This is a genomic window from Shewanella atlantica, assembly GCF_003966265.1.
Lineage (GTDB): Bacteria > Pseudomonadota > Gammaproteobacteria > Enterobacterales > Shewanellaceae > Shewanella > Shewanella atlantica.
In genome coordinates, this window is record NZ_RXNV01000013.1 from 45,484 (window position 1) to 57,972 (window position 12,489).

14 protein-coding genes are annotated in these 12,489 nt (G+C 46.6%); 2 read left to right on the forward strand and 12 right to left on the reverse strand.

Annotated features, from left to right (window positions below):
• The first annotated feature begins 107 nt into the window (after positions 1 to 107).
• Positions 108 to 521: a hypothetical protein gene (locus tag EKG39_RS23685; RefSeq protein ID WP_246028562.1), complete on the forward strand. Its 414-nt coding sequence runs from the start codon at positions 108 to 110 to the stop codon at positions 519 to 521.
• Entirely contained in the window at positions 518 to 874 is a 357-nt protein-coding gene (locus tag EKG39_RS23690) for a hypothetical protein (protein ID WP_246028563.1), read from the forward strand. The genes EKG39_RS23685 and EKG39_RS23690 overlap by 4 nt, the downstream gene beginning before the upstream one ends.
• A gap of 68 nt (positions 875 to 942) precedes the next feature.
• On the opposite strand, the gene EKG39_RS23695 is transcribed toward EKG39_RS23690, so the two are convergent.
• From EKG39_RS23695 to hyaB, 12 genes are all read right to left on the reverse strand, one after another.
• On the reverse strand, positions 943 to 1,155 hold the full coding sequence (locus EKG39_RS23695; RefSeq protein WP_126507597.1) for a GDCCVxC domain-containing (seleno)protein: 213 nt from the start codon (positions 1,153 to 1,155) through the stop codon (positions 943 to 945).
• Between the two features lie 203 nt (positions 1,156 to 1,358).
• Complete coding sequence (locus EKG39_RS23445) at positions 1,359 to 1,526, reverse strand: hypothetical protein (RefSeq protein WP_185817654.1); 168 nt, start codon at positions 1,524 to 1,526, stop codon at positions 1,359 to 1,361.
• 86 nt (positions 1,527 to 1,612) lie between these two features.
• Positions 1,613 to 1,960 carry a hydrogenase/urease nickel incorporation protein HypA gene (hypA, locus tag EKG39_RS19070; protein WP_012142244.1) on the reverse strand — a complete coding sequence of 116 codons (348 nt, stop codon included), beginning with the start codon at positions 1,958 to 1,960 and terminating at the stop codon, positions 1,613 to 1,615.
• Between the two features lie 66 nt (positions 1,961 to 2,026).
• Complete coding sequence (gene hypE / locus EKG39_RS19075) at positions 2,027 to 3,058, reverse strand: hydrogenase expression/formation protein HypE (protein ID WP_425470192.1); 1,032 nt, start codon at positions 3,056 to 3,058, stop codon at positions 2,027 to 2,029.
• 2 nt (positions 3,059 to 3,060) lie between these two features.
• A complete protein-coding gene (gene hypD / locus EKG39_RS19080; protein WP_126507599.1) occupies positions 3,061 to 4,176 on the reverse strand; it encodes a hydrogenase formation protein HypD in 1,116 nt (371 codons plus the stop codon).
• A 4-nt stretch (positions 4,177 to 4,180) separates the two neighbouring features.
• Entirely contained in the window at positions 4,181 to 4,420 is a 240-nt protein-coding gene (locus EKG39_RS19085) for a HypC/HybG/HupF family hydrogenase formation chaperone (RefSeq protein ID WP_126507601.1), read from the reverse strand.
• Between the two features lie 2 nt (positions 4,421 to 4,422).
• The gene (hypB, locus tag EKG39_RS19090) at positions 4,423 to 5,181 is read right to left on the reverse strand and encodes a hydrogenase nickel incorporation protein HypB (protein ID WP_126507602.1); all 759 of its coding nucleotides are present in this window, start codon (positions 5,179 to 5,181) and stop codon (positions 4,423 to 4,425) included.
• Between the two features lie 102 nt (positions 5,182 to 5,283).
• Entirely contained in the window at positions 5,284 to 7,644 is a 2,361-nt protein-coding gene (gene hypF / locus EKG39_RS19095; protein ID WP_126507604.1) for a carbamoyltransferase HypF, read from the reverse strand.
• A gap of 6 nt (positions 7,645 to 7,650) precedes the next feature.
• Complete coding sequence (locus EKG39_RS19100; RefSeq protein WP_126507606.1) at positions 7,651 to 9,375, reverse strand: Kae1-like domain-containing protein; 1,725 nt, start codon at positions 9,373 to 9,375, stop codon at positions 7,651 to 7,653.
• The gene (locus EKG39_RS19105) at positions 9,362 to 9,919 is read right to left on the reverse strand and encodes a HyaD/HybD family hydrogenase maturation endopeptidase (protein ID WP_126507607.1); all 558 of its coding nucleotides are present in this window, start codon (positions 9,917 to 9,919) and stop codon (positions 9,362 to 9,364) included. Before EKG39_RS19105 ends, EKG39_RS19100 begins: the two co-directional genes overlap by 14 nt.
• A 174-nt stretch (positions 9,920 to 10,093) precedes the next feature.
• The gene (gene cybH / locus EKG39_RS19110) at positions 10,094 to 10,762 is read right to left on the reverse strand and encodes a Ni/Fe-hydrogenase, b-type cytochrome subunit (protein ID WP_126507608.1); all 669 of its coding nucleotides are present in this window, start codon (positions 10,760 to 10,762) and stop codon (positions 10,094 to 10,096) included.
• Positions 10,763 to 10,784: 22 nt separating this feature from the next.
• On the reverse strand, positions 10,785 to 12,488 hold the full coding sequence (gene hyaB, locus EKG39_RS19115) for a nickel-dependent hydrogenase large subunit (protein ID WP_126507609.1): 1,704 nt from the start codon (positions 12,486 to 12,488) through the stop codon (positions 10,785 to 10,787).
• Position 12,489 lies beyond the last annotated feature (1 nt).

The following is a 12,489-nucleotide window of genomic DNA, read 5'->3' on the forward strand; positions in this document are numbered from 1 at the left end:
TATCTTTTATCTTATGTATCTAAAATGTTATTTTTGATGTGAATCAAGGTAAAATCAGCGGTGTCTCTTATAGTGGGTGACAAATTATAATTAAAACAGAAGCCCAGATGGAAAATATTGCAGCAAAAAAAATCGTTACACCACTTTCTACCTTTACAGTTTCGGCAAGAGGGAAGAGCCGACTGGAGCCAATCGGCAATTTTCTGAAGACAAATTTCGCTTCACTTCCTCTGAGCCAGATTGAGAGTATCTTCGGTTTTGTCGAGCGCTCGACCCTGTATGGCGGTCGGGCCTTTCAACAACGCCAACTTTCCAATAGCGATGTCTTACAACTGAATGAGTGGGGGATAGGGGTTAGGATCCCGATGACCAACCACTTTGCCACTCGCGATGAATATCAGCAAAACAAACGAATTTTGCAGAAGTACCATAAGCCGCTTAACTCCATTATCTGTACTAATGATGACTTAGCCCAGTGGATCCGCAATGACTTCCTGATTATGATATTGAAGCGAGTGTGATTAAAAATATTACCACCTCAAGTCAGATTGAAGATGCGTTAGCTATCTACACCACGGTGGTTTTGCCTATGGTTGCTAACGATGATGATGCGCTATTAGACAGCATCGATGATAAGAGCAGGATAAGGCTGTTTGCCAACGCCGGATGCGCCTATACCTGTCCCGCCAGGATCTGCTATAAATCTTTTTCAAAGATGAATAAGTTTACCGGGGATGAGTTTAAGTGCTCACAGCCGATAAAGGCCCGTGAAAGTAAGGGCATGATCGATTTTGATCTGCAGCGCCTGCGAGATAAAGGTTTTCATAAGTTCAAGTTACTACGGGCGCAAGTAGGTAATCAAACCGGGTATTAGCTTGATAGGGTGTGGCTAGAGAGTTGTCTGGGGTAGACAATGAGACTTCAGTGTCTGGCTTAGATTAACTAACCACAACACTTGTTCCCTTCCTGCACAGGCGGGCACTTCACCGTACCATATGAGCAAAACACGCAGCAGTCACCTTTAAGCGGCCTTAGCAGCGTTTTACATGACTCACACTCGTAATACCATTGACACGCATTGGTAGGCATCTCTTCGGTTTTACTATGCCCGCAGACGGGGCAGGTGATCTTAGAAACTAGCTCTATGGTCTTCATTTGGTGTCCTTAATGGACTCAGCGAAAGATGTACTCTATTGACAGATTAATGTTTCGAGAGGATAAGCGGTGTGATAAAAGAGGAGGGAGCCTCCTCTTTTATGATCATAACAAGGGCTTCAAACATGCTTTTGAGTTTTTGTCTCGATGTTCGAAGCTCATTGTTCATCAAATACACAAACCCTTGCCTGAAGCTTTAGTTGCTATTGATTTTTTTTCCAGACAAATGCACCGGCTGCAATGATCACAACGGCTACTAATGGCAATATATCAAACATATGGTGGAACATGCCGACACCCTCATGTCCTGAATGTGCCATTGCCATTGTCGGCATTGCCAGTAGTGCGATCATCGATAATACTGTCTTCATAGGTAACTCCATTTTGTTTGTTGTAGGTTTAGTTTCAAAAGCTTTTAATCTTTAACACTTCAATTTGTTGGTATCTGTTAATAACGCTATTCTGTCTCGAGTTCGAGTTGCATCAATAACATCTCTTCGCCATCGGTAAGCCGTGTGTTGAAACTCTTACACTGAGGGCAGATGAGGTTTCTCTCCTCCAGTTGTGTCTGGGTGTCGCAATCACTGCAATGGATCACAAGAGGCTGGATCTGCATCTCAAGTTCGGCATTCTTGCAAATGCCATCGAGTTTAAACGTTTCGAACGCCGTTTTAAGCAGCTCGGGTTCGACACCACTCATGACGCCAATTTTTATCACGACCCGAGCAATGCTGTTAGCCCTGTTTTCGATGGCATGTTGTTCACACTGTTCAATCAAGGCGCTGACAATCGAGTACTCATGCATGATTAACTTCTCCTGCATACTTGCTTGCAGAGCCAGTGACAATAGAACTGTCTATCTGATGCATGATTAGCAGATCCTTGGCAGTAGTTCACCGTGAGGGAGATCCAGATAGCGATTACTTCCCCAAGGTGTTTTGATAACGACTTTGCCAATGTGTTCATCGGTCACAGTGCCTATGATGGCGGCATTTTCGCAGTGACCATAGCGTTGCATTATCTCTAATGCTCCCTCAGCGATCTCCTGAGGAAGTGCGATGATAAATGTACCTTCGTTGGCTAAATCATGGGCCTCAAAACCATAGAGTTCGCACAAACCTTTCACTTCATCACTGATAGGGATGGCTGACTCTTCGACCTTAATACCGACATTTGAGGCCACGGCCCACTCATTCAGAACTGCGGCTAATCCACCTCGTGTTGCATCGCGCATAGCATGAATGTCAATATTTGCAGCGATAAGCTGCTCGATCACCGGCCATAAATTGGCGCAATCGCTGGTGAGATCTGATTCGAGAGAAAGTGCCTCTCTGGCCATCAAGATAGCAGCGCCATGACGTCCAATGTCTCGAGAGACCAGGATGGCATCACCTTGCTGAATATTTTTAACCGAGATCCCCTTGTGCAAAACACGTCCAACGCCTGAGGTATTGATAAACAGGCCATCGGCACAACCTTTAGGCACCACCTTAGTATCACCGCAGACGATGCGTGTGCCACTCTTAGCTAACTCGGTACGCATACTCGCGGCAATTGTCTTGAGCTTAGAAACCTCAAAACCCTCTTCGATGATGAAGCTACAGCTCAAATACTGTGGCTCTGCTCCCATCATTGCCAGATCGTTAACCGTTCCCGCGATAGCCAGTTTTCCTATATCGCCGCCGGCGAAGAAAATTGGGGCGACGGTAAACGAGTCGGTGGTAAATGCCGTCTCACCGGAAAGATTCAATAGTGCCGCATCTTCCTCGCTGTTTAAGATCGGATTATGAAATTCACTGAAGAAAATATCCTGGATCAGTGCGTTCATCTCTTTACCACCGCCACCATGGCTAAGCTGAACAGTTTTACTCTTCATTTTATTCGACACAGGTTTATTCGACATAGTTAAACTCCGTTGTAGCGGTAGTAAGCGTTACAGGCACCTTCTGAGCTGACCATACAGCTACCCAGTGGTGACTCAGGGCTGCAACCGCGTCCGAATACTTTACAATCTTTAGGATTAGCGAGTCCGCGCAGAATATCACCGCACTGACAGGCCTTATGGTCGTCGATCTCTTTTACCGGTAACCTGTCTGCGTATATGAGTTCAGCATCCCTGTGTGCATATTGAGGACTGAGTTTCAGCGCTGACTTTGGAATTGGCCCCAGGCCGCGCCAGCGGAAATCTTCTCTTATTTCGAAGAAATGTTCGTTCTTCTCCTGAGCGGCAAGGTTTCCCTCTTCGCTCACCGCTCGGCTATATTGCACATCGAGCTCGGCAACGCCTTGAGCCTTCTGTTTAGTGATCCTTAAGATGGATTCCATAACATCGACAGGTTCAAACCCCGATACAACGACGGGCATATTGTAATTTTCAACGGCAGGGCGGTAGACCTTAGCGCCACTGATCACGCTGACGTGAGCTGGGCCGATAAATGCGTTGACTGTCGCCTTAGGATCCGCCATTACCGCATCCATTGCCGGTGGCACTAACACATGGTTGATGTGGAAAAGCAGGTTATCGATATTTCTCTTTTCCGCCTGTTCGAGAAGAACCGCCGTCATAGGTGTCGAGGTTTCAAAGCCTATAGCGAAGAAGATGACGGTTTTATCCGGGTTACCGGTGGCGATAGTCAGAGTATCGAGCGGGTCGTAAATTGGACGAATATCGCAGCCTTTAGCCCTGAACTCTGCAAGACTGCCTTTTGAGCCAGGCACGCGGATCATGTCGCCTAATGTAACCAGAATGGTGTTAGGTTGACTGGCAAGCGTTGCTGCATGGTCGATACGCTCTTTAGGCATAATACAAACCGGGCATCCCGGTCCATGGATGAACTTGATGTTGTCCGGCAAGAGCTGATTCAAACCATATTTCATGATGGTATGAGTATGTCCGCCACACACTTCCATGATGTTAATCGGTCCTGAACATTTGGCCGCTTCTATGGCGATCATATCTGCCAGTTTAGCAATGGTTTTAGGGTCTCTAAATCCTTGGTAAAGTGATTTTAATGCTAACATTCAATTACTCCGCCGCAGCCATTTTTTCGACTATTTCGTTATAAAGCTTGATGCTCTCTAACGCATCGGCCTTATCGATTTTATTCATGACGAATCCGATGTGGATTAAGACATAATCACCAATTTCGAGAGGCTCGGGCATCAGGTGCGCGCTAACTTTTCTCTTCACGCCCATGGTCTCGACTGTGACGCTTTGCTCCTCTTCGTGAAGCTCAACGACCTGAGAAGGAATAGATAAACACATGGTTACGCTCCTTTACGGTGAGTTTTGAGCCAATGAGCAACCTGAGCCATCGAGTCGCCATCCTTAATCGAGACCTCAAGGACCTCTACTTCAGGATTGAGTTTCTTAACTTGTGCGCGGGCCTCATCGACACTGAAATCAAAATGGGGAAGCAGATCGCATTTAGTGATTAAGACAAGATCGGCCCGGCGGAACATAACCGGATACTTCTCAACTTTATCATCGCCTTCAGGAACTGATACCAGAACGACATTGAGGTGAGTTCCCACATCATAGGATGCCGGGCAGACGAGGTTACCGACGTTTTCAACGAAGCAGATATCGAGATCTTTCAGTTCAACATGATGCAGGGCACCATGGACCATAAAGGCATCCAGGTGACAAGCCGAGCCGGTTTGGATCTGATAAGCATCGATCCCCTTAGCTTTTAATCTGTCAGCATCCCGGGATGTCTCCAGATCGCCTTCGATAACGGCATATTTAAGGTCTGTGTATTCATGGAGGTTTTCAAGCAGGGTTGTCTTACCGCTACCCGGGCTACTCATTAAGTTAAAGGCTGTGACGCCATTAGCTTCAAAATGTTCGCGGTTATGGGCGGCTTCAATATCATTTTTATCGAGTATTTTATGAATAACCGCTAATGTTTTCTTATCATTCAGTTGGGGATTACTATGTAGATCGCCGTGAGAGTGATGTTCATGGTCATGGGAATGCTCGCCATGGGAGGGACGAGTCAGTGAACAGCCGCAATCTTTACACATTGTTGTACTCCATTTTTAGTCCTGATGTTAAATAATGTCTGAAAATGTGAAAATTTCTTTGATTCCCATCAGGTCAGTTATTGATTCTTGTCGTTTTGGTCGTTATTTGTGATGCAAGCCATACCAGAGCTGGCCCAGTGCAATACCGCCATCGTTAATCGGAACATGATGGGGCATCAAGCGTTGACTTCCCTGTTCGGTAAGCTTGGATATACATAGCTCAGAGAGATAACGGTTTTGAAAGACACCGCCGCATAACACTACAGGCAGGGAGCTATGTTGTTTTGCTAGTTCGGTGACGGCATCGCCCAGGCTATTCATAAAACCACGTGCAATATAACCGACTCTCTGCTCTGTTAATGTCTCTTGGCTGACACTGGATACTAACTGCTTAAACAGGGTATCGAGCTGCCACATGCCATCGATAACAGGTAGTGAGTAACCAAACTCTTCAGTTGCTATGTGATCGTCGAATTTGTCGAATCGATTGGCCGCCGCTTCGAGTAACATACCGGCCTGGCCTTCAAATTGTGTTTTCTCTATCAATCCCAGTAACACGGCAACCGCATCGAAAATCCGACCGATTGAAGAGGTTTCAATACAGTTACTCTTGGCCTGCCACAACTTATGCAGGTTCTCGATGAGTCTTGGCTCAGTTTTATTCAGAATGGGCAGTGAAAGGGCGCCAATTTCCTCTAAGGAATACTGCTGGAACAGAATCGCAAGTAGTAGTCGTTTAGGATCCTTAATTGCCTGCTCTCCACCAATCAGCATAAAGGGTTTAATATGGCAGACCCGCTCGAAGCCATTCACATCCGCGATGAGCGCTTCACCGCCCCACAGAGATTGGTCGTCACCGAGTCCGGTGCCATCGAAACTAAAGCCTAATACTTTTTCTTTAACCTGATTGACAGCCATCACACTCAATATATGGGCATGATGATGCTGAATTTTTAATTGTTTAACCCCCTCGTTTTGTTCTGTAAATTGTTGTGCCCATTTGGAAGGGGCATACTCCGGGTGTTTATCACTGATGACAACTTTTGGACTGAACTGATACAGGCGCTTAAAGGTCGCCAATGTATGCTCAAAGTAGCTTTCGGCTTCTAAACTAAACAGATCACCGATATGAGGGCTTAGCACCATCTTGTCGGCGAACCCAAAGGCGATACTATTTTTTTGCTGTGCACCGACGGCAAGCTGATGCGATACGCTGCCAGCGGGGTTATGGATACTTAGTGGCGCGAAACCACGGGCAAGGCGCAACACCTGAACCTCATCACCGACACATTGAATGACACTGTCATCACAGGCGTTGATGATGGGACGGTTATGGTCGAGTATCGAATCGACAACATCCCCCAATTGATTAATGATCTCTTTCGCTTCACAAATGATCGGCTCACCGCTACGGTTAGCGCTGGTGGCCACGATGGGAATATTGAGCTCATTAAGAAGCAGAGAGTGCAGAGGTGTATAGGGTAAAAACACACCCAGCTTGTCTATGCCCGGGGCGATTGCGGGGCTCAAACCCGATGCACTTGAGTGACGCTTTGTCATGATAGTGATAGGTCTTTCAATCGAAGTGAGCTGCTCCCACTCAAATTGAGACCCTGTCACTATGGACTTTGCCATCTCGAGGTTGTTCACCATGACGGCTAATGGTTTTCCCGGACGTCTTTTTCGCTGCCTCAACAGCTCGACGGCGCTATGGTTGGTTGCATCACAAACTAAATGGAACCCTCCCAGCCCTTTAATGGCGACAATTTCGCCCTGTAATAAGCGCTCGACCGTTTCGGTTAGTGCGATATCAGCGTGGGCGACGACTTCTCCATCGCTCGAGAGCAGAGACAGCTGCGGTCCGCACTGCGGACAGCTGACGGGCTGAGCATGATAACGCCTGTCCATTGGGTCGAGATAAGATTTTTCACAGCTTGAACACATGGCGAAGTTTGCCATTGAGGTGTGTTTACGATCGTAAGGCAAGGCCTTAATCAATGTATATCTAGGCCCGCAATTGGTGCAGTTAGTAAACGGATAACGGTAGTGACGGTTATCTGGATCATTAATTTCATTTAAGCAGTCACCGCAGCAGCTCTTATCCGGAGACACTGCGACTACGGCATTCGAATTGCCATCACTTGCCACTATGATGAAATCCTGACTGTCATCGACAATGGCAATCGGCTTTGAGCTGAGTGTGTCGATGCGTGCGAGCGGGGGAGGCGAGTTTTCAAAACGGGCAATAAAACTGTCGATATTACTCTGTAACCCCTGAACTTCAATGGTTACCCCCTGACCATTATTAAGGACGAAGCCACTGAGCCGCTCACTCTTAGCGTAACGATAGACGAAGGGCCGGAAACCGACCCCCTGAACGATACCTGTGACTGTGATTTCAGCCCTTGCAGCCGACTCCGGCTGCAAGGAAGAGAGAGAGTGATTGTCTCTGGTTTCAATCATTATTTATTATCTTCGCTTCTTAAGGTAAAGTCCGCCGACAGCGAGGTTATTTCCATCGAGATCCAGCCTGTGGTTGACTTTCAGCGGGAAGTTTTTCCCCAGTCTCAATGATAACCTTTGGGTCAACACTTCGTTGGCAAACTCACTACCTGCCAGAACGACGGAATTGATCCCAATATTGAGATCCAGATGCTCAATCCAATTAGCTAAAAAGTCAGCCAGCGAATCTTGCATACCGAATGCCAATTTATGTGAGTCTCTATCGTCGGCTAACCGGAAACTTATCAGAGAGCCTAATGTTTTGCACCAGTTTAAACTTCTGTGTGCTTCACCTTTTGTCAGCGGGTAATCGACGCGTGGTGAATTTGAGCCTCTGTGAGCCATGGCGCAACTGATTAAGGCATCGGATAGCGCATCTTTAGTCAAGGCCTTCGTTGGAAGCCCGAGAATGATCGCCGCTATAGCCCAAAGGCTCTGCAGGTTATCCGTTGGCGCGGCTAAATTTAGATCCAGTAGCCTGAGATAATCATCCGGGTATTTCTGCTTGAACTTTTCAACCACTCCACGTTGAGGACTCTGCTCCAGATGGTGGTAGATGTCGTATCCAGTGCTCGGAAGCGTTGGCAGAGAGAAGAATAACTCTGCTTTCTTATCTTTGTCTTGAGTCACTATCTGGCCAGCCTGCTCCTGACTGAAGTAAATAACAGCGTTATTTTTAAACTGGCCACTCTCAAGATTTCCCGCGTGGAGGGCACAGATCCCGGCGTCGCTTCTTTCGACATCAGTTACATCGGCGTCCGAATGAGTACAGCTAATCAGTCCCTTTTTCCACTTAGCCACTACGCCCTTGAAGCTCGCCTCATCGTGCAATGGTTCAGGGGTGTTTTCTAAAACGACTATGGGGTCGTTATTATCTGTTTCAGTGGATATTTTACTCCATGCCGACTGGATCCAAACCATAGGCTTGCTGAGATTGTCGGCATGAAAATAGACCCAATCGATCCCTTTCTGCCTTAATATTTCACACAGAACGACCACGGCGCGATTATAGGCAAAGCAGATATCATAAAGAGGCGCATCCAGTTTTGGGTGTTCGTTAACAGGACGGGCGGTGATTAACGGCTTTTCGATACTCGAGAGAGCTAAAATTTGGTGATCTTTCAGGTGGAACTGAGCGTTAAGTGTATTGGGGTTACAGATAAGTAGCTTATCCCGGCCTGTATTACTTAACGGAGAAAGACTCAATGTTATGGTGTCTTTGTTTGGAAGTTTAGCTTCACCATCTCTTAGTAAGGCATCAGCAATTGAAACGATGTCGGTATAGGAGAGGCCTAAGTGCTCTTTATGAAGACGGCTTCGGCCATGGCAGCAGTCACACTTCAGGGAGATATCGCCAAAGAGAGGGGATTGGTTATCCCCGAAAAGCGGCAGACACTGCTGACAAAATTCCTGCTCTACCTTGGCATCGGGTAATAGTTGATGGCTACCCATACGAGAATCTATAAGAGATATGCGTGAATCTGTCAGCCAGACTGAAATAAGGAAATCTTGTGCAATCGCATCGGCGAGGGATTCAAGTTCCTTTAACTCACCCTGGGCCTCGATAAAATAGACCTGCTCTTGGTAACCTACAGTGATATTCAGCTGGTCATGATTAAGATATTGATTACACAGGTGTGCATAAAGGGGAACCTGTCTCGAGCAGGTAAATTCAAACCTAATATTCTTCATTATAATTAACACCGCGTTTGTATGACTCGGGGATTAAGGTATTGATATCTGTTTCGTTGATGCGTTCACAGCCGAAATTAAGCTGATTAAGATGTGCTAAAAGTGTTTTCTCCATGAGTGGAACTGCAGCCTCAACCATAGGGGTTAAACCTAAGGTCATAGGTTCGAGTACAGTTGGAGTGACCCCGAGGATAAAGGTTTTAGGACGATCGCCTACCATATCCATCATGTTCAATGTTTGCAGCATCTCTACTTCATGAGCACTGCCTTGCCAGTCGATCTCTGCCGGGGCTTTATCGAAATCGAAGAAATAGACTTGCCCGGGTTCGACATCATGGGCATTGACCGTATCGACCACAATTAAGTAGTCATATTGACAGATAATAGGGATTAAACCTTGGGCGAGGGTGCCACCATCTGTAATATCCAGCTGGTCACTCTCATGGCTGAACTTATAATTTTCAGCGATATAATTGACGAAATGTACACCGATACCTTCATCTGCGTACAGGACATTGCCAATACCTAGCAGCAATACCTTCATTAAAACCTTGCCTTGTTGTTAGTGACTATCATCATCGATAAGTAAGGTTTATACCTGCTTTCAACACCACTTTCTATCCATGAATTTATAGTGATCAGATAATAATGGTCTAAAAATAATAAAAGTACGCCGACAGAATCGGCGTACCCTGACATTGCTTAGTGACGACAATATCTACTTGTGTTTCTTGTGGTAATCATAACCAGAGACAATAGAATCTACAGAGTTATGCTTGAACCTGATACCCGACCATACGGCCATGTATACATGGACAAGAACGAAGATGACAAATACCCAAGTCAGGTAATGGTGCCAAATTCTTACTTGTGCCAGTCCACCCATCTGTGCGGTGATCCAACCTGCTGCATCCCACATCATGCCACCCATTCCAAGGTGGTAGACGTTGGCATACAGTACCAGGCCAGTGATACAGATAATCAGAGCCACAAATGAGATCAATACATAGGTTGTGAACTGTAATGGTCCATAAACACCCGCTTTATTCAGGTGCCCCATCCATAAGTATGATTTCAAGTTTTTAACCCAGCTACTTACACTCGATGCATCCCGGAAAGATCGACGTTCAATGTCGCTCTTGCCGAAGAAGAAGAGGTAAAAGCGCACCAGGGTGATGGCCGTTAACGCAAAGCCAAACACTAAGTGAGCAAAGCGGATATAACTTTGAACCTGAATATCGTTAGTTTCAGGTGCCACTAAAAATGGCCAAGATATATAAAATCCTGTGATAACCAGAACGAGTATCGACAGCGCACGGAGCCAGTGAAAAATCCGGATCGCAGGGCTGAAGATCAAGTCTCTAGTATGGGTCGCAGAATGATTCATTTTGCTATCCCTCCCTTAGTGATTATTGGCCGTTGGGATCGATACGGAATTCACCCAACTCTTGTCCCTTAAAGTCCATAACATGTACAGAACAAGCCATACAAGGGTCAAATGAGTGAATGATTCGTATGACTTCCAATGGCTTAGTTGGATCTTCCAACTTAAGACCAATCAAAGAAGCTTCATAAGGACCCATCTTTCCGTTAGCATCGACTGGGCCTGCGTTCCAGGTTGTCGGTACTACGGCTTGATAGTTCTCTACCAGACCACCTTTAATACGTATCCAGTGACTTAGCATGCCTCGTGGGGCTTCGATCATCGAGTGTCCAACGTACTCCTGACTGGAATCCATTTCAGGTTTAACGTAGGTAGACTCATCAGACTGCATGTTTACCAGCATCGCATCGAACGTCTTAAGACCTTCTTCAGCGACAATTACTGTCTGTAACATACGCGCCGCAGTACGGCCTAAGGTAGTGAATAGGGCTTCTACAGGTAAACCAGTGGCTTCAAGCAGGCCGTTGACTGAATCAACAACAACCTTGTTGCCTTTGGCGTAACTCACGAGCAAGCTTGCAAGTGGACCCACTTCCATTGGCTCATCGTCGTAGCGTGGAGACTTAACCCAAGAGTACTTACCGTCGCCATCGAGCGTAGGTAGCTTACCGTAGACTGTGTCACGCTCAACAAAACCTGTGTAGTCAGGAACCGTCGTTCCGTCATACGGATGCTGTGCACCGTCGGCTTTGTACCAGGCGTGGGTCACGTCTTCCTTGATGAGATCCGGGTTGATGTCGGTCACACCGGCAAGATCGCCATTCATGATCACACCCTGATCGAACATGTACTGACCATCGGCCAATACGAAGTCGTTGGTTGCCATGAAGTTCTTCACGTTTACGCCACCAAGTACACTTGGCTCGCCACCAAATGCTGCCGCAGCCATAACGATATCGGCTTTATAGGCACGGTGAATGAAGTCAGTCACGATTGCGTGTTTCTGCTTCCATTCCTGCAAGCGCGCAGGGCTCAACATATCACGAACCGAAGTCACACCACCTACAACCAAAGATTGTGGATGAGGGGACTTACCACCGAAGATGGCTAACATCTCAGCTGCGACACGTTGAACTTCAAGTGCCTTAAGGTAGTGAGATAGGGCGATTAGGTTTTGCTCAGGTGTAAACTTGTAAGTGCCGTTACCCCAATAAGCGTTAGCGAATGGGCCAAGTTTACCGGTTTCAACGAAACCTTTTACTCGCTCTTGTACGGCACGTAGTTCACCTTCACCGGCAGCAATAGGCTTATCGGTATACTTAAGCGCTTCTTGCGCCGCAGCTGCTGGATCGGCACTTAGTGCAGATACGACATCTACCCAGTCCAAGCCATGCAGGTGATAGAAATGAACGATATGGTCATGCATGTACAGAGAAGTCTGCATTAATGAACGCAGGTATTTAGCATTAAGCGGGATCTGAGTTCCTAATGCATCTTCAACTGCTTCAATACCGGCACGGTAATGAGAATAAGTACAAACACCACAAATTCTCTGTACGATCAGTCCGACATCCATAGGGGTACGACCCTTGAGGATGACTTCGATGCCGCGCCATAGGGTAGATGATGACCAAGCTTTGTTAATTACATTGTTTTCGTCGACTTCGACTTCGACGCGCAAGTGACCCTCAATACGGGTAATGGGATCGATAACTACACGCTTACTCATT

What these genes read in the sequence shown, in the direction of transcription:
- EKG39_RS23445 (WP_185817654.1), bottom strand. Translation starts at nt 1,526, where the DNA reads ATGAAGACAGTATTATCGATGATCGCACTACTGGCAATGCCGACAATG.
- EKG39_RS23695 (WP_126507597.1), bottom strand. Translation starts at nt 1,155, where the DNA reads ATGAAGACCATAGAGCTAGTTTCTAAGATCACCTGCCCCGTCTGCGGG.
- hypD (WP_126507599.1), bottom strand. Translation starts at nt 4,176, where the DNA reads ATGTTAGCATTAAAATCACTTTACCAAGGATTTAGAGACCCTAAAACC.
- hyaB (WP_126507609.1), bottom strand. Translation starts at nt 12,488, where the DNA reads ATGAGTAAGCGTGTAGTTATCGATCCCATTACCCGTATTGAGGGTCAC.
- EKG39_RS19085 (WP_126507601.1), bottom strand. Translation starts at nt 4,420, where the DNA reads ATGTGTTTATCTATTCCTTCTCAGGTCGTTGAGCTTCACGAAGAGGAG.
- cybH (WP_126507608.1), bottom strand. Translation starts at nt 10,762, where the DNA reads ATGAATCATTCTGCGACCCATACTAGAGACTTGATCTTCAGCCCTGCG.
- hypF (WP_126507604.1), bottom strand. Translation starts at nt 7,644, where the DNA reads ATGATTGAAACCAGAGACAATCACTCTCTCTCTTCCTTGCAGCCGGAG.
- EKG39_RS19100 (WP_126507606.1), bottom strand. Translation starts at nt 9,375, where the DNA reads ATGAAGAATATTAGGTTTGAATTTACCTGCTCGAGACAGGTTCCCCTT.
- EKG39_RS23685 (WP_246028562.1), top strand. Translation starts at nt 108, where the DNA reads ATGGAAAATATTGCAGCAAAAAAAATCGTTACACCACTTTCTACCTTT.
- hypA (WP_012142244.1), bottom strand. Translation starts at nt 1,960, where the DNA reads ATGCATGAGTACTCGATTGTCAGCGCCTTGATTGAACAGTGTGAACAA.
- EKG39_RS19105 (WP_126507607.1), bottom strand. Translation starts at nt 9,919, where the DNA reads ATGAAGGTATTGCTGCTAGGTATTGGCAATGTCCTGTACGCAGATGAA.
- hypE (WP_425470192.1), bottom strand. Translation starts at nt 3,058, where the DNA reads ATGTCGAATAAACCTGTGTCGAATAAAATGAAGAGTAAAACTGTTCAG.
- hypB (WP_126507602.1), bottom strand. Translation starts at nt 5,181, where the DNA reads ATGTGTAAAGATTGCGGCTGTTCACTGACTCGTCCCTCCCATGGCGAG.